Below are 16,830 nucleotides of genomic sequence, written 5' to 3' on the forward strand. Positions count from 1 at the left end.
CCAGCCCATATCCGTTTCCCGCCGCCGGCCGGCTGACGCCGGCAATCCGGCCCGTTTCTCACACTAGATCTTCACAAGGCATTTCTCATGCTGTACCAGTTCCACGAACTCAAGAGCGCCATGCTGCTGCCGCTTACCGCCCTGGCGCAAGCGACGTCGCGGACCCTCACCAACCCCCTCAGTCCGCTCTCGCTCGTGCCTTGCGCCACGCGGCTGGCGGCTGGCTATGAACTGCTCTACCGGCTGGGCAAGGATTACAAGAAGCCCTCGTTCGATATCAAGTCGGTGCAATGCCACGATCGGGACGTCCCGATCGTGGAGCAGACCATTGTCCAGAAGCCGTTCTGCAAATTGCTACGCTTCAAGCGCTATGCGGATGATCCTGCGACCATCCGGCTGCTGAAGGACGAGCCCGTGGTGCTGGTGTGCGCCCCGCTATCCGGCCACCATGCGACGCTGTTGCGCGATACGGTGCGGACCTTGCTGCGCAACCACAAGGTCTATGTGACCGACTGGGTCGATGCCCGCATGGTGCCCGTCGAGGAAGGCGCCTTCCACCTGACCGACTATGTCCGCTACATACAGGACTTTATCCGTCACATCGGCGCGGAGAAGCTGCACGTGATCTCGGTATGCCAGCCAGCGGTGCCCGTGCTGGCGGCCATTTCCCTGCTGGCTTCGGCGGGCGAGACGACGCCCAGGACCATGACGATGATGGGCGGCCCGATCGACGCGCGCCGCAGCCCGACCGCGGTGAACACGCTGGCCACCGACAAGTCCTTCGGGTGGTTCGAGAACAATGTGATCCATACCGTGCCGGCCAACTATCCGGGCCACGGGCGCAAGGTCTACCCGGGGTTCCTGCAGCATGCCGGCTTTGTAGCGACAAATCCCGACCGTCACCTCTCCTCGCACTACGACTACTACCGCAACCTCGTCGAGGGCGATCTCGACGACGCCCAGGCGCATGTGAGTTTCTATGACGAGTACAACGCCGTCCTCGACATGGCGGCCGAGTACTACCTGGACACCATCCGTGACGTGTTCCAGGAATTCCGGCTTGCCGAAGGCACCTGGGAAATCGATGGCAAGCCGGTGCGCCCCGCTGACATCAAGGGCGCGGCGCTACTGACCATCGAGGGGGAACTGGACGATATTACAGGTGCGGGCCAGACAGCCGCCGCACATGCCCTGTGCGCCGGCATTCCGGCCACGCGCAAACAGCACATCACCGCGGCGGGTTGCGGTCACTACGGCATTTTTTCGGGACGGCGGTGGCGCGAGGAGATCTATCCGCAGTTGCGCGATTTCATCGCCAGGCACCGCTGAGCCGCGGGACCCCGCTCCCCGGCTACCGGGGAACGGGCTTCCGGCTGGCGGCGGCCAGGCCGGAAGCGCTGAGAATCAGCTCGCTGGACGCCGCCCGTGGCTCGCGCCTCCAGCGCAGCAGGCCGGAACGAACCAGCCGGAGGATCTGCCACTGCGGAATATGCAGCAGTCCCCCCGGCCTCCCCGGCTCATCGAGGAAGGCCCCCTGGATCGGGACGCCCCAGGGATTGCACGAAATGCGCAGGCGGGCTCCCGTCGCCATTCTTGAGAGAAGCTCTGTCTTGTTCATCATTCGTCCGAATGGCGCGAGGGACTGACCGTCCCGCCATGCCGCATCGCTTATTCCGCCCGATCCGGCGTCGCGCGAATGAGTTCATCGAGCTGCGCGCTCATCGGCAAGCCCAGGCGCTCGCCGGTGGGCAGCTTGTCCATGAACCATTGCTTGTACATTCGTTCCAGCTCCCCGGACGCGGCAAGATCCCGGACAGCCTTGTCGACCACGGCGGCAAACTGCGGATCGCCCTTGCGGAACATGATCGCGTAAGGGTCGTACGAAAGGAAATCGCGCGTCACCACAAACTTCCCCGCCGCCGGACCGCCGCTGAGAAAGCCGTACAGCAACACATCGTCCCCCGCATAAGCATCCGCACCATGGTGCAGCAATACCTGGAAAGCGTCGGCGTGATCCCGCGCCTTGATGATATTCAACTGCAGGCCGAAACGGGCGGAGAGCCGTTCGAGCGCGTCCACATTGGTAGTACCGCCGGTGGCGACGACAGACTTTCCCTTGAGGTCCCGGAAGGTCTTGACCTGCGAGCCGCGCGGCACCATAAGCTTGGTCCCGGCGACAAAGATCACCGGGGAAAATGCCGTGCGCTTCAGGCGCTCGCCGTTCCTGGTGGTCGAGCCGCACTCCAGGTCGGCCTTGCCGGAGATGACAGCGTCGAAGCGGCTTTCCGACGTGACCGCCACCCATTGAATGCCCACGTCGCGTCCCACCTCGGCAGCCGCCGCCTGCACGATCGCCCGGCAGATGTCGATGGAATAGCCAACAGGTTTGCCCAGCTTGTCGAGATATGAGAACGGCAGGGACGATTCGCGATAGGCAATCGTCAGGGTACCGCCCTCCTTCGCCTTCTTGAGCGCACCGGAAAGCTCCCCGGCCTGCTGCGCGAAAGCGGCTCCGGTGAAGAGCACCGCGCACAGCGCGGTGACAGCCCACACCGCAGCTTGCCGGAATCGGCCTTGCCCGCGTGCTTTGTTGGAATGCATGGATTCTCCTACGCTGATCGTTGGCGCGAGGCTGCCGATATGGCCTATGGCCTATGGCATATGGCAGCCCCGGTTTGCTCCCGGATACCGGCACCGGCTATGCCTGCGCCGCCCCCGGCTTGCCGAGCGGAGCCCGCGCATCCGGGACATTTCCGCCGCCCTGGGCTTCCAGCTCCGACTCGCTCGCCAGCTGGCCTTCCCATTTCGCAACCACCGCCGCGGCGATCGAATTGCCCACTGCATTGGTCGCCGAACGCCCCATGTCCAGGAACTGGTCGACGCCCATGATCAACAGCAGGCCGGCTTCCGGAATACCGAACTGGTTCAGCGTGGCCGCAATCACCACCAGCGATGCGCGCGGCACACCCGCCATGCCCTTGGAGGTCAGCATCAGCAACAGCAGCATGGTGATCTGCGTACTGATCGGCAAATGAATGTCGTACGCCTGGGCGATGAACAGCACGGCGAACGTGCAGTACATCATGGTGCCGTCCAGATTGAACGAATAGCCCATTGGCAGCACGAAGCTGGAGATCTTCCGGCTGACCCCGAAGCGGTCCAGCGCATCGAGCATCTTCGGGTAAGCGGCCTCGGAACTCGCGGTGGAGAACGACAGCAGGAAGGGTTCGCGGATCAGGCGGATCAGCGCGAACACCCGCTTGCCGAGGAAGAAGACCCCAGCCAGGATCAGCAAGCCCCAGAGCACCAGAAGACCCAGGTAGAARCTGCCCATGAACTTGGCGAAGGTGATCAGGATGCCCAAGCCCTGCGTGGTCACGGTCGAGGCAATCGCCGCGAACACCGCCAGCGGCGCCATCCACATCACCGCGCCCGTGATCTTGAGCATCGTTTGCGCAAGATCGTCGATCACGCCGGCCAGCCGCTTGCCGGTCTCCCCGAGCGCGGCCAGCGCGGTGCCGAAGAAGATCGAGAACACCACGATCTGCAGGATCTCATTGGTGGCCATGGCCTCCGCCACGGACTTCGGTACCAGGTGCGTGATGAAGTCTTTCAGCGTGAACGCGTTGGTCTTCAGATTGGTCGCCGCGCCCACGTCCGGCAGCGGCAAGCCGATATTGTGTCCGGGCTGCAGGGCCGTGGCGAGTACCAGCCCAAGCGAAAGCGAAAGGAACGAAGCCACGATAAACCAGCCAAGCGCCTTCACGCCAACGCGGCCCACCGTGCTCGCGTCGCCCATATGCGCGATGCCGACCACTAGCGTCGAGAACACCAGCGGCGCGATGATCATCTTGATCAGCCGCAGGAAGATATCGGTAAAGACGGAGATATAGCCAGCGATCTCCTTGGCGGTGCCGGGGTCGGGGAATGCCTGGTGACAGCTGTAGCCGACAAGGACGCCGAGTATCATCGCAATGACGATATACGTGGTGATTGGACGCTTCTTCTTCATGATTGCTCCTTGGATATTCTTCAGCCCGTGATCCGCAGTGGATACCCACCGCGTGTCTTGCAGGCAATACGGGGCCCCCGCGGTCCGGTCCGGATCGCGTCCTGCTTGTGTCCCAGGTAATGGATGGCCGGTGCGTGGCCGGGGCGCACCCTGGCTGCACATCCTTGCCGCTACTTGATCGTTCCTATGCATCCATGGCTACGCGCCCGCCAGGCTCATTGAAAGCTGCCGACGTCGTCGAGCGTCCACCGGCGTGCCGGCACCACCGCATGGGGCAGCGCCGTGGCTTCCAGGTCGAACTCGATCATGCGGGCACCCGGCAGGAAATGCTGGCATGATTGCCGCCACAAGGAATCGGGCCAGACCATTTCGACGGAACCGTCATAGGGGTGATAGACCGCGGTGTACAAAGTGCCGTGCCCGCGCCCGTAGGACGTCTGAAGCAGGGGCGGCCGCAGCAAGGCGCGCAGGACATCCTTGGAGTCCTCGGCCTGCCGCACCGCCACCGCCAGTGCTTCCTCCCTGATCTCGGCCCGCGTCGCGGTGGCGTGCGCCGCCCACTCGACGCCCTGCTGCAGGTTGCTCACCGCCTGCTTGCGTACCACTTCGACCGGCTTGTCCGGGGTCACGAAGACCGTGGCCCAGTGCTCCCGGCGATCGAGCAGGCTCACCGTATAGCTCATGTGCACGGGAATGCGCGAGAGCATCTCCACGGCATCCTCGACGCTCTCGGCGAACTCCAGCACATAGCGCAGCACCAGCGGAATGCCGAAGCCGTGGCCGACCGCCTGGCGGCCCCCGAAGGACAGCGAAGCGGCAAGGCCGCTTTCGTTGATGCCGTCAAGCGCGCCCCACAAGCAGTCGTTGACCGCCACGACCCGACGGCCATGCCATCTCGATGCGAGCCACACGCCTTCGAGCAGGGCTGGCGCGAAATCGTAGTTGCGCAGTAGCGCCGGCGTGGCGCCTGCGGTCTGGCGGCCCGGCACGGGCAACCAGACCGCCTGTGCGCAACCCGCGATGTAGGGGGGCGGCCCCCACATCGACAGGAAACGCGCCTCGACGTCGCCGCCGCCGGCAAGCTCAACCAGCCGCTCCCAGGTGGGAACGAGTTCCGGCATATGGTTGCGCAAGGCTTTGCGACACATCAGGAAGCCCGGGCGGGCGCGGTCCCCGTCGCGCAGATACCATTGCCGGTATCCGGGCCAGAACTGCCGGAAGACGTTCTGCCATTGCGCGCCGGGCAAATCCTCGCTGATCGCTTCGAAAGTACAACGCATGAATGTCTCACCCCCGGGGGATTGGACCTACAAGATCTTGAACGCACCAGGCTGCGGCGCCATCTCGGCTTGCGACGACACCAGGGGCTTGGCGGCGTAGTACTGCTTGATGCCCCGGATCCAGTGATGCGCGCGCTCGTTGAGCTTGAAGTCATCGTCCATCGAGCGGCCGCGCGTAATCAGGATGCCAAGGTCCGCGCCCTCATAGCGGTAGTCGCCCGGACCGGTGATGCGCAGGAAGAACGCCTCGCGCTCGCTCTCGATCTCGCGCCGGTTGAAGTCGAAGCGGTGATAGGACACCGAGCTGTCGGCAGCCATGCGGTAGATGCCGGACGGCGGCGCGTGCGTCACCACGTCGACATTGTCATCGGTGTACTTGATGACGAGCTGGGACCATCCGTCGATAAACGATTTCTCGGCCCAGCGCTCGTTGAGCTCGCGCACATTGAGATCGAAGGGCACCCCCGAGAACTCGAGCAGATGGAACAGGAACAGGGGCGTATCCGCATACGCGAAAGCCGCATGGTTGGTCATCGGGCTGGCGCCGCAGATGCGGGGATTCAGCTCGCCGAGATACACCTCGCCACTATCGACGTCGATCAGGAAATCAAGATCGAAATAGCCGCGATACCCCTCCTCCAGCAACTGGTTGCCGAAACGGAAGGCCATGTCGCGCGCCTTCGCCCTTACCTCTTCGGAGAAGGCGCCAGGGAAGATCTCATTGCCGCACCAGCCGCCCTTGTAAGGGGTCAGCTCCCGCGCGCCCACCACCTCCGTCAGGAGCGGGCCGACCAGCGTGCCGGACTGCGTTGCGCACGCTTCCAGCGTCGCGCCCCGGCAGTTGATGCGCTTCATGATCTTGACTTCGGGGTCATTGACGATCTCATCCTTGTGCTTGTTGAAATCGTCCTCGTTCGCGATAAAAAAGGTGGTATGCCCGGAATCGCCGAATGCGCTTTGCACCACAAGATCGCGCCCCAGCCCGTGACGTTCCGCGATCTGCATCAGATGTGCATAGCTCTGGACCTTCTCCAGCGCATTAGGTACCGACGCCACCCCGGCCTTGTTGCCGATGCGTACGGTTTCCATCTTGTTGTCGCAGCGGCTGCGCAGCGCCGCCGGGGGAAACCAGACGTCGAGACCCAGCTCGTCGGCGAGCTCCTCCGTCTTCTCGTCGAACATCAGGAAGGTGGCGGCGGGCTTGCCGCCGCGCTGCTCGATCAACTCCACCACATCCTTGTGCTGGAGCAGATAGTTGTTGATATCCTCGATCGAGGTGAACTCTTCATGCGGCAGCGCTGGCGGGACGAAGACGTTCGGATGGCGGCCGTCGAAGCAGTCGATGTAGTTGATGTACTTGAAGCGGTTGACCCACTGGTCGATGCCCAGGAGGTTGAAGTTCGTGGCACTGATAAAGTAGATTGGCCTCTCGTTCCGGTGGAACATCAGGCGCAGATCTGACACATTACGGACTTTTTCCATTGCGGTTTTCTCCTGGCGAATGCCGCACCGGCTGGACGCGGGAATCCCGCGGCCCCTGGGATTCCAGGTCCGGCACTTTTCTTCTTTCGATTTCGGCTCTGTCGCGGGAAGCCGGGCGTCGATGCCGGCCTCCCGCGCCTCTACTTTTTTGGTGCCGGACGGTCTCCCGGCGCCGCCGAGGCAACCTCATCCACCGTCGCCGTGGACACCTCGACGACCGTCGAAACCGACGCCTTCGCGGCGGCGGCAACCGCTGCGGCGGCTTCACCCGCGGCCTGTAGCGCCAGCTGTTGAAGCGCGCCATCGTTGAACACGCGGAACCCGAGTTCCGGGCGGTAGCCGTGGATTTCGCGCACATCCAACGCTTGCATGAACTCCAGGATTTCCGAGCTGATCACCTGCCCCGGCACCAGGATCGGGAATCCCGGCGGGTACGGGATGACAAACAAGGCCGATACCACTTCGCGCCCCTTGCCGATTGCCCTGGCCACCTCGGCCATGTTGAGGTACTCGCAGTTCTCCTCGTCGTAGGACATGAAGAACGCCTTGCGGATATCGCCGTCCGGCGTCTCGATCTGGCCGCTGTTGCAGACGCTGCGAAACGCGAAGTGGAAATGCGAGAAGTCCGGCAACGGCGGCAGCTCCTTCGTCAGCGAGGACACGCGTTTTTCGTGCAGGCGGCGCTCGATCATGCTCATATCCCCCGTGCGCTCGTCCAGCTCCCGGGCAATCTTGATCAAGACCTCGATCAGGTAGGCGACGGACGATCGCGTGGTGCCGATATTGGTCATGAACAGGACCGTATTCCTGGAGGTCTTGTTGATCTGGATGCCGTACTTGTCCATCAAGTACTTGTTCTTGAAGGTGTCGCCGTCGATACCGGATGTGCCGATAGACAGCGTCAGGCGCGTGGGATCCAGCGCGAACTCGTCGACCCGCCAGGCGGCTTCCATATTCGCCCAGCCGGATTCGGGGCTGTAGTACGCATCGATGCCCGAAGGCCGGTAGGCGGCAGGTACCACGCGCGAGACATTGAGGAACTGGAAGTACTTCTTCAGCAACGGATGCGAATGAATCCATTCCCGCAAGGTCATCGCCAGTTCAACCTGCCGCTGGACCAGTTCATAGCCTTCGAGCTCCACCTGGCGGCGGCCGACATCGAGCGAGGCCAGGATCTGGTAGTTCGGCGAGGTTGAGGTGTGCGTCATGTATGCCTCATGAAACGCTTCCTCGGCCTTGTCCTTGAAATCCTGGTCCCAGACGTGGATCATGGACCCCTGCCGCAATGCGGTCAGCGTCTTGTGGGTGGATTGCGTGGCGTAGACCCGCACGCGCGCACGATCCGGGTCCGGCATCAGGCGCGTCGCGACGACCTTCTCTTCATCGTCCCAGTCCGTCCCGGAGAACGACTCGGTGAACGCTTCGTAGCGGCGGCGGTACTCTTCGCTGTCCAGTTCGCGGCGCAGCCGCGACGCGGAATCCATGCCGGTACGCTGGCGATAGGTCGGGTGAAAGCGCGCAAATGCGAACCAGGCCTCGTCCCACAGGAAGATCAGATCCGGCTTGATTGCCAGGCACTCCTCCAYCACCCGCTTCACATCGTAGACCACGCCATCGAAGGTGCAGTTGGTGAGCAGGACCATCTTCACCTTGTCGAGCGTGCCTGCCTGCTTGAAGCGCAGCAGCGTGCGCTTCATCTGGGACACCGGCACCGCGCCATACATCGAATAGTCGTCCAGCGGATACGAGTCGAGATAAGCGACCTTGGCGCCCGCCAGCACCATGCCGTAGTGGTGCGACTTGTGGCAATTGCGGTCCACCATCACGATGTCGCCGGGCTTGATCAGCGCCTGGACCACGATCTTGTTGGCCGTGGAAGTCCCGTTGGTGGCAAAGAACGTGCGCCGCGCGCCGAAGGCACGGGCCGCATACTCCTGCGCGACCTTGATGGGGCCGATGGGATCGAGCAGCGAATCCAGCCCGCCGGAGGTGGCCGAGGTCTCGGCCATGAACAGGTTCAGGCCATAGAACTGCGCCATGTCCTGGATCCAGTTGGAGTTCATGATCGACTTGCCGCGGGCGATGGGCAAGGCGTGGAACACGCCCGTCGGCTGCTTCGAGTATTCCTTCAGTGCGGTGAAGAACGGCGTCTTGTAGCGCTCCGAGACGCCCTTCATGATCGACATGTACAGCTCGGTATGGTCTTCTTCCCGGAAAAAGATCCGATGAAAGACTTCACCCAGGCGCGACGCGATCTCTTCCGCCTTGACGTCCGTGACCAGGTACAGGTCCAGCTCCGGCCGCAGTTCCGCGATCTTCTGACCCAGCAGAGGACCACGCTCGGACTCGGGTTGCTCTTCGATGCCCTCGTCGAGGCCTTCCAGGAACGTGCGCAGCAGGTCCAGCTCGTACTCCGACTTGAACGGAAAGCCATGCCGGATCACGCAAGCCTGCAGATTGAAGTTGAACAGCGTGGCAATCAGCGCATCTTCAAAACTGGGCACGACAACGATATCCCAGACAAAGGGATCATCCACGCGCTGCTTGCGTTGCACGCGCCGGCGCAGGGCTTCTTCGTCTTCCCGCGTCATATTGTCGACAATCAGCACTTCAAAGTACGGCCGCGCGATCTGCGCCTGCAGTTCCTCCTCGGTCTCGATCTCGGAGGGCTCTTCCGATTCCGCATCCAGGGACAGCTTCTGATGCCGATAGGTATCGCTCGCCAGCATGCGATTGATGCGATGCACCGCGATATTCAGCCGGATCAGGTCACCGGATTCGAACCAGAGGATCAGTTGCTCGAACAGCCGGTACCCGGGAAACGCCCAGAACCTTTCGATCGGCTCAAGCGTGGTCAGCGTCTCTTTCACCCGGGCGTGGCGCTCGATGAATTCCTTGCACTCCTTCCCAAGATTGACCAGCCGTCCAAGATCGTCGGTCAGGTTCATCCAACCATCCGCGCGCATCTCCCAGACGCTACGGTATCGGTTCAGGGAAGTACTCTGCCCGGTCTTTACTTTGCGTGCCGTGCTGCGTGCCATGGTGTTCCTCTGCTATCGAAATAGGCTCAACAAAACGTTCGGATTTCCGAACGAATTCATTGAATGACGGTACTTTTTTGTTTGTATCTGGATTAATCCTTATCAATCAGGAATTATATCCATCCGATTTGATGAAAACACTCCCGCCATGATCCAGCGGTCTCCGCGGATTCACCTGAATCTTATAATCATAATAATGTTAATCCGGCGGACTTCCCGCAAGCGAATCTATTCTCCGACGGGACCGGTTATTTCCGGCTCCGCGTTTTCCATGGCCCCCGGCTTGACGAGTTTTCCAAGGGTGTGAAGATACGCATCGGCGCCGCTCCCGCGCTGATAAACCGGAAATTCGACCTCGCGATCCCGGAAGCTCTTCAGCGCCTGGCCAAGGCCGCGCAAGCCGCGCTCGCGCTCGCGGCGGATTTTCTCGAAATCGATCTCCACGGGAATGATCTCCGCCGTGCCCGGCCCCGCCTCATGCAGCACATAGCCGGAAGGATCGACCACGATCGAACGCCCCACCCCGCCGTCCCCGACCCCGTTGATATCGAAGAAGTAGACCTGGTTCGTCGCCGCCGACGCGCGCGCAATCGACAGTTCGACGTCGCGATCGATGGTGTCCGTCATGGTCGGATGCAAGATCACCTCGGCACCCATCGCGGCCAGTGTCCGGGTGGTTTCGGGAAACCACATGTCATAGCAGATCGATATCCCAAAGCGGCCCGCGCCCGGCACATCGAACACGACAAACTCATTGCCGGCGGCGATACCCTGCTCGTAAGGCCGGAACGGGAACAGCTTGCGAAACCGCGCGACCACATTGCCCGCAGGATCGATGACCGGCGCCGTGTTGTAGACACGGCCGTCCAGACGTTCGAACAGCGATCCGGGGATCAGCCACAGGCCGTACTTGGCCGCCAGTCCGCAAAGCCGCGCTTCTGCCACACCGGGCATCTCCTCGGCCTTCGACGGGCTCGGACCATACGCCGCCAACTCGGAGAACATCACCATATCGACCCACGGAAAGCGGTGCCTGACATGCGCCAGGTATCGGTTCATCTGGCTGATATTCTCTTCAAATGCCGAAACCGGCATCTGGATTCCTGCTACTGCAAAACGCTTCATTTATTGCCTCTGCAAACACCCCAAAAATGGGCACGGTAAATGCGCCATTCTGGTGAGGCCACGCAACGCGACAACGAGTCATCGACCTACCTGACGGTAAATATTTTCTCTGGATGCGGGTTGCGGCGGCACTCGGTTATTCAATTGAAATTCTTCTGTGGTAATGCCGCGACATGATGGGATCTACTCTACAAGCGCGCTGGCCCCACTGTATAGTGCCGGTACAAATTTTCAGATGGAGCCAAGGAATTGAAAGAGACGCCGTTAATTGACTGGCTTCTCGCGCGCAGTCACTGGAGCCACCCCGAACGATCAGGGGCTCCATTGAACAGGCAGTTGTTTGACGACATCCGCGAAGCGATTCTCGCCGGCCAGTTATCCCCGGGTACGCGCCTGCCCCCTACGCGCGAACTGGCCAGGGAACTGCGCATTGCCCGCAACACCGTGTTGTATGCGTATGAGCGCCTCACCGACGAAGGCTATACCCAGACACACGGCGGCAGCGGCACCTATGTTGGCGATACCGCCCCCGACCCAGCCGTGCTCGACCGCGTGCCGGATCTGAGCCAGCAGGACAAGATTGAACAAGCCAGCGACGCAACGCGCTTGTCGGCGCGCGCGCGCGAGTTGCTGGCGGGTGCCGGCGCGTCGGACCTGCAGGTAGGCGCTTTCGTGCCCGGCATTCCGGATGTCAGGCAATTCCCGCGTGGCGTCTGGCAACGCCTGATTACCAAGGTCTGGAAGTCAGCCAGCCAGGAACAACTGGGCTATGGCAGCCGGCATGGCTACCGGCCGCTCAAGCGTGCGCTGGCGGAGTACCTGGCACTGGCGCGCGGGGTCGATTGCGCGCCGGAGCAGATCGTGGTGACGCAAGGCAGCCACCAGGCGATCGATCTCTGCGCCCGATTGCTCGCCGATCCCGGCGATCGCGTATGGATTGAAGACCCTTGCTATTGGGGAGCGCGCAGCGTGTTTCGCGCGGCGAGCCTGCAGATGGATGCCGTACCGGTCGACGAGCATGGCATGCTGCCTCCGATCACCCCCGAGGTCAGCCCCAGGCTCATCTTTGTCACGCCATCTCACCAATACCCGAGCGGCGTGGTGATGAGCCTCGCACGCCGCCGCCTGCTGACCGAGCTGGCGCATCGGCACAATGCCTGGATCATCGAAGACGATTACGACAGCGAGTTTCGTTATCATGGCGCGCCCCTGCCTTCTCTCCAGGGCCTGGACCCGCATCAAAACACCATCTATGTCGGCAGCTTCTCAAAGGTGCTCTACCCCGGGCTGCGGCTCGGCTTCCTCATCGTGCCGACCGCCCTGGTGGATGCCTTCGCGCTGGCGCAATCCGAACTGCATCGGGGCGGACAGTTGTCAGTACAGACCGCGCTTGCCGAGTTCATTGCGGACGGCCACTACGCTGCGCATGTGCGGCGCATGCGCAAGATCTATGGCGAACGGCAAGCGATGCTGACACAGGAACTGCGACGCAAGCTCGGTGACGAGGCCGAGATCGTCGGCACGGATACCGGGCTTCACCTGACCGTGGTACTTCGCCACGCCAATGATCAACTGGTCTCGCGTTGCGCGCTTGCCCACGGCGTCGTGGCGCGCCCCCTCTCTTCTTACTACGCCAGTCCGCTACGCTCGCAAAACGGCCTGGTCCTGGGCTATGGCGGGGTCAGTGACCAGGAGATTCCGGCCGCGGTCGGCAAGCTGGCGACGGCCGTCGAGCTGGTCAACCAGGGCTTTGGCAAGGATTGAGCGGCTTGCACAGCGCGGAAGGATCTCTTCAAGTTGGCGAGTCCGGTGCCTTGTCGCGGCGTTTCTGCAGCGGGATATCGCACATCGCTCACGACGGACCAATCATGCGGTTCTTCTATCGAGTCCACTACGAGCAGAGTTTCAGAAACCCTGGCCGCCGCCGTAATACCGATGTGGCACCGGCGGTGCATTTCAAAACCAACGCTATGAACGGCATATGAACACCAGGACCCAAGCTTCAGCCCCACCCTATTGAGTGATGATTCCTGCGCATGCGCTATGATGCGCATGCTTGGCATATGCACCGTTTTCGCAATGATCTGGAGACTGGGACGGATTGCCCTTTGTGTGCGAACGGTGCCGGCTAGCGAGACGTCAATGTTGTTCTTGTTGTTCTAACAGGCAAGCTTCAAATAAAAATAAGGGGTAATCGTGGCGTATAAATCACACAAAGTTTCGGGTCGTATGAAGGCGGCGGCAATGGCATGCCTGATCGCCTTTGGCGCACAGGCAAATGCCTGCACCAATTTCCTGCTGAAAGCGGCAGACGGCACGCCTGTCTATGCGCGCACCATGGAGTACAGCTTCGAGCTGCAGCCGGATGTAGTCGTGGTGCCCCGCAATTACGAGTATGTCGGCACCGGCCCGGGCAACAAGCCTGGCATCCGCTGGAAGTCGCGTTACGCTGTGGTGGGCGTCATGTCGGGCGGACAGCCGGTGCTTGCCGACGGGATGAACGAGAAGGGCCTTGCGGGTGGCAACCTCTACTTCCCCGGTTTCGCCGGCTATACCGATCCGGCGAAGGCCGATCCGGCCAAATCCATCGCGTCCTGGGAGTTCCTGACCTGGGTGCTGACAAACTTTGCGACTGTCGCCGAAGTCAAGGCGGCACTCAACAATGTGTCAATCGTCGACATCAAGGCGCCAGTGCTGGACATGGCATTGCCTTTCCACTTTCCCCTGCATGATGCGACCGGCGCCTCGATCGTGATCGAGCCTATCGGCGGCCAGTTCAAAGTTTACGACAACCCGCTCGGCGTCCTCACCAACTCGCCGACCTTTGACTGGCACCTCAACAATGTCAGGAATTACGTAAAGATTTCGCCTGTCGATGCCGATCCGATGAAGATTGCCGGGCAAACCTTCGAGCCTTTTGGCCAGGGATCCGGTCTTCTTGGCATTCCAGGCGATCCCACGCCGCCGTCCCGCTTCATCCGGGCCCTCGGCTATGTCGCGTYGGCCAAACAACTTCCCGACGGCCCGCAAACGATCAAGCTCGCAGAGCATATCCTGAATAATTTCGATATTCCGGTGGGCTCCATTTCCACGGCGCCCAAAGGCGGGCAGCTCGAATATACGCAATGGTCGTCGATCGCCGATCTCAGGGCAAAGCGCTACTACATCAAGAGCTATCAGGATCAGACCCTGCGCGTCGTGGACCTGGCGCATTTCGACCTGGACGGGAAGACGCTTTCGATCTCGCCGTTCAAGCCGAATAACGCGCCGCCGGCACTGAATTTCTCAAAGAGCTGATTCACCGGGGTAGCGCCGGGCGCCGTGCAAAATCATTGCCCTTGCACGCGTGCCTGCCGCACCTCCGCCAAAGCCGCCGGCTGGGCTTATCCGCCCGGCCGGCAGGCGCGCCCGCCAGGGCGCGTCTTGCGCCCTCGCCTGCCCGGCCGTCCGGCGCAGCCTCCCCCCTGAACGCCTGGTGCCACTTGCCGGCGAAGAGGACTTCCCGCACAAATGCCTTCATGTCACCGCGCGAATGTCGGAATGCGGATTCGTTTCGTCCGACATGTCCGCCAGGCTCGGTGCATTCGGCAAAACACGCCTTCAGCCTGGCAGGATCAGTGATCTCGCCCGTGCGCGGCCTTGCGTTTTTCCCGGGCCGCGCGGCGGCGGCGGAAACCATGGTAACGGCTCGGCAAAGCGGGGACAGACCCTAGCAGGGGAAGGGAACGCAGCAACCCGGATGCGCCCGGTGCCGCTCATTCGTCGTTACAGGATCGATGGGACAGAATCCGGCGCACCCCGCTCTGCGCCTGCGCAAGCGGAAAGCTTGCACGGATTCACGCCAACCAAGCAGGTTTCGTCGCTTTGGACGAGGCGCACGCACTCGGTGGTCGCAACACTGAACGGGTTTCCCCGATCAGCCCGCCGATGGAAAGCCCGAGCGCCATGAGCCACGCAGACAAAACGAGCCCCAAACCGCTGACGCCCTTCGAAGGCAGCGACTTCCGCACCCTGATCGACGAACGGATGGCCAGTCGCGGCGCTCATCCCTTCCTGATCTGGGAACCCTTTGAAGGCGAAGGCAGGACCTGGACCTATGCGGACTTTGGCGACGGCGTGCGCCGCTTTGCGGCCGGCCTGCAGGCGCGAGGAGTACGGCCGGCGGATCGCGTGCTGGTCCACCTGGACAACTGCCCGGAGGCGGTCATCGCCTGGCTGGGCTGCGCTTACGCGGGTGCCGTGGCCGTGTCGACCAATACCCGGTCGAGCACCGACGAGCTCGCGTACTTCGCCAGTCACAGCGGCGCCGTCGGCGCCATCACCCAACCGCGCTTTGCCGCCATGGTAAAGGCCGCGGCCCCATCCCTGGCCTGGCTGGCCGTCACCGGGACGGATTGCGGCGCCGCCGCCGGGCCGGACCTCGCCGGGTTCGAGCCGTTCGCCGCCATCTCCGCCGATCCCGCGCAACTGATCGAGCGCCCGCACGACCCGATGGCGCCGTTCGGCATCCAGTACACATCCGGCACCACGGCCCGGCCCAAGGCGGTGCTCTGGACCCATGCGAACGCGCTCTGGGGCGCGCGCCTGTCCGCCATGCACGAGGACCTGCGGCCCGAGGATGTGCACCTGGTCCACCTCCCCCTGTTCCACACCAACGCGCAGATCTACTCGGTGGCAGCCGCGCTCTGGGTGGGCGCCACGGTGGTGGTGCAACCCGGGTTCTCCGCATCACGCTTCTGGCCAGTCTCCGTCAAGCATGGTTGCACCTGGACCTCGATGGTGCCGTTCTGCGTCCGGGCGCTGCTGACCCAGCCCAGGCCGGCGCGCCACAGCTACCGCTTCTGGGGCAGCGGCGTCTGCGCGCCGGCCACGGATGCGCACTTCGGGGTCAGGACGATCGGGTGGTGGGGAATGACCGAAACCATCACCCACGGCACGATAGGTTCCGCGCACCTCGCAAACGCCCCGATGTCCATGGGCAGGCCGTCCCAGGCCTATGCGATCCACGTGCTGGATGATGACGGGCAGCCTGTCGCCCCCGGCGAGACAGGCAACCTCCATGTGGGCGGCCACCGTGGCGTTTCCCTGTTCCTGGAGTATGCGGGCGACCCGGCGGCGACGGCGGCGGCCTTCCGCGACGACGGGCTCTTCATCACCGGCGACCGGGTCCGCCTGGGCCACGACGGCTTCCTGTACTTCTCGGACCGCGCCAAGGACATGCTCAAGGTCGGCGGGGAAAACGTGGCAGCCTCGGAAATCGAGCGCGTCATCGCGCTGGTCGAGGGCGTAGCGGAAGTCGCCGTCGTCGGCAAGAAGCATCCCATGCTGGACGAAGTGCCAGTCGCCTTCGTGATCCCGCACGCCGGCACCGGCCAGGCCCTGGCCGAGCGCATCCTGTCCGCATGCAAGGCGCAACTGGCGGGCTTCAAGCATCCGCATGACATCAGGCTGGTTGAGAGCCTGCCCCGGTCCACCCTGGAGAAAGTGGCAAAGAACCAACTGCGCGCCCTGCTCGCGGACTCGCCATGAGCCATGAACCAGCCGCCGCGCCGGCACTGCACACCGCCGGGCGATGACGCTCCGGCGAAACAGAGCGCACGCCGTCCGCCCATGCTCATATACTTTTTCCAACGCCCCCTGCCCCCGCCTTGCACGTGCACCAAAAGGCGCAGGGCGGGCCGCCCCCTAAGCGCCTCCCCCCCAAGAACCTCCGACAACCCGTTGTTTTTTGTATAGCCCCAACGCGATGCGAAGCGAGCCCCCCAAGCGATGCGAAGCGAGCCGTCAAGGTGTACCAGGCCGTATGGGGCGCCTCGGGATCCGGCGAAAAGAGCGGAAAAGAGGGACCCATGTTTGAGTATCGCCTTAAGGCGATGCGAGTTTGGGTCCC

10 protein-coding genes are annotated in these 16,830 nt (G+C 62.6%); 4 read left to right on the plus strand and 6 right to left on the minus strand.

Features of this window, described 5'->3' with window-relative positions; genetic code table 11:
- Positions 1-87 precede the first annotated feature (87 nt).
- Positions 88-1,329, plus strand: coding sequence for a polyhydroxyalkanoate depolymerase (locus AC1DT6_RS35470; protein ID WP_441633473.1), 1,242 nt, complete (start codon positions 88-90; stop codon positions 1,327-1,329).
- A 339-nt stretch (positions 1,330-1,668) separates the two neighbouring features.
- Here the strand turns inward: AC1DT6_RS35470 and AC1DT6_RS35475 are convergent, their stop codons facing one another.
- The 6 genes from AC1DT6_RS35475 to AC1DT6_RS35500 all read right to left on the minus strand — a co-directional run bounded on the left by AC1DT6_RS35475 (position 1,669) and on the right by AC1DT6_RS35500 (position 10,940).
- Positions 1,669-2,601, minus strand: coding sequence for an amino acid ABC transporter substrate-binding protein (locus AC1DT6_RS35475; protein ID WP_441633475.1), 933 nt, complete (start codon positions 2,599-2,601; stop codon positions 1,669-1,671).
- A 97-nt stretch (positions 2,602-2,698) separates the two neighbouring features.
- Positions 2,699-4,012 carry a dicarboxylate/amino acid:cation symporter gene (locus AC1DT6_RS35480; protein ID WP_477104347.1) on the minus strand — a complete coding sequence of 438 codons (1,314 nt, stop codon included), beginning with the start codon at positions 4,010-4,012 and terminating at the stop codon, positions 2,699-2,701.
- Between the two features lie 215 nt (positions 4,013-4,227).
- Positions 4,228-5,292: a C45 family autoproteolytic acyltransferase/hydolase gene (locus AC1DT6_RS35485; RefSeq protein WP_477104348.1), complete on the minus strand. Its 1,065-nt coding sequence runs from the start codon at positions 5,290-5,292 to the stop codon at positions 4,228-4,230.
- Between the two features lie 27 nt (positions 5,293-5,319).
- Positions 5,320-6,774, minus strand: a complete 1,455-nt coding sequence (locus tag AC1DT6_RS35490) for a biotin carboxylase (protein ID WP_441633481.1) — start codon at positions 6,772-6,774, stop codon at positions 5,320-5,322.
- A 140-nt stretch (positions 6,775-6,914) separates the two neighbouring features.
- Entirely contained in the window at positions 6,915-9,815 is a 2,901-nt protein-coding gene (locus AC1DT6_RS35495) for an aminotransferase class I/II-fold pyridoxal phosphate-dependent enzyme (RefSeq protein ID WP_477115349.1), read from the minus strand.
- Between the two features lie 228 nt (positions 9,816-10,043).
- Entirely contained in the window at positions 10,044-10,940 is an 897-nt protein-coding gene (locus AC1DT6_RS35500) for a carbon-nitrogen hydrolase family protein (protein ID WP_477104349.1), read from the minus strand.
- 249 nt (positions 10,941-11,189) lie between these two features.
- On the opposite strand from AC1DT6_RS35500, the gene pdxR reads away from it, so the two are divergent.
- The 3 genes from pdxR to AC1DT6_RS35515 all read left to right on the plus strand — a co-directional run bounded on the left by pdxR (position 11,190) and on the right by AC1DT6_RS35515 (position 16,469).
- Positions 11,190-12,704 (plus strand): MocR-like pyridoxine biosynthesis transcription factor PdxR, encoded by a 1,515-nt coding sequence (pdxR, locus tag AC1DT6_RS35505; protein ID WP_441633486.1) that lies wholly within the window; start codon positions 11,190-11,192, stop codon positions 12,702-12,704.
- Positions 12,705-13,184: 480 nt separating this feature from the next.
- Positions 13,185-14,237 carry a linear amide C-N hydrolase gene (locus AC1DT6_RS35510; protein WP_477115350.1) on the plus strand — a complete coding sequence of 351 codons (1,053 nt, stop codon included), beginning with the start codon at positions 13,185-13,187 and terminating at the stop codon, positions 14,235-14,237.
- Between the two features lie 648 nt (positions 14,238-14,885).
- On the plus strand, positions 14,886-16,469 hold the full coding sequence (locus AC1DT6_RS35515; protein WP_441633490.1) for an AMP-binding protein: 1,584 nt from the start codon (positions 14,886-14,888) through the stop codon (positions 16,467-16,469).
- Positions 16,470-16,830 lie beyond the last annotated feature (361 nt).

It is taken from the genome of Cupriavidus sp. 01L45 (assembly GCF_056399885.1).

Bases quoted from the DNA above. Each gene is read 5' to 3' on its own strand.
- AC1DT6_RS35470 (WP_441633473.1), top strand. From the start codon at position 88: ATGCTGTACCAGTTCCACGAACTCAAGAGCGCCATGCTGCTGCCGCTT.
- AC1DT6_RS35500 (WP_477104349.1), bottom strand. From the start codon at position 10,940: ATGAAGCGTTTTGCAGTAGCAGGAATCCAGATGCCGGTTTCGGCATTT.
- AC1DT6_RS35490 (WP_441633481.1), bottom strand. From the start codon at position 6,774: ATGGAAAAAGTCCGTAATGTGTCAGATCTGCGCCTGATGTTCCACCGG.
- AC1DT6_RS35475 (WP_441633475.1), bottom strand. From the start codon at position 2,601: ATGCATTCCAACAAAGCACGCGGGCAAGGCCGATTCCGGCAAGCTGCG.
- AC1DT6_RS35485 (WP_477104348.1), bottom strand. From the start codon at position 5,292: ATGCGTTGTACTTTCGAAGCGATCAGCGAGGATTTGCCCGGCGCGCAA.
- AC1DT6_RS35515 (WP_441633490.1), top strand. From the start codon at position 14,886: ATGAGCCACGCAGACAAAACGAGCCCCAAACCGCTGACGCCCTTCGAA.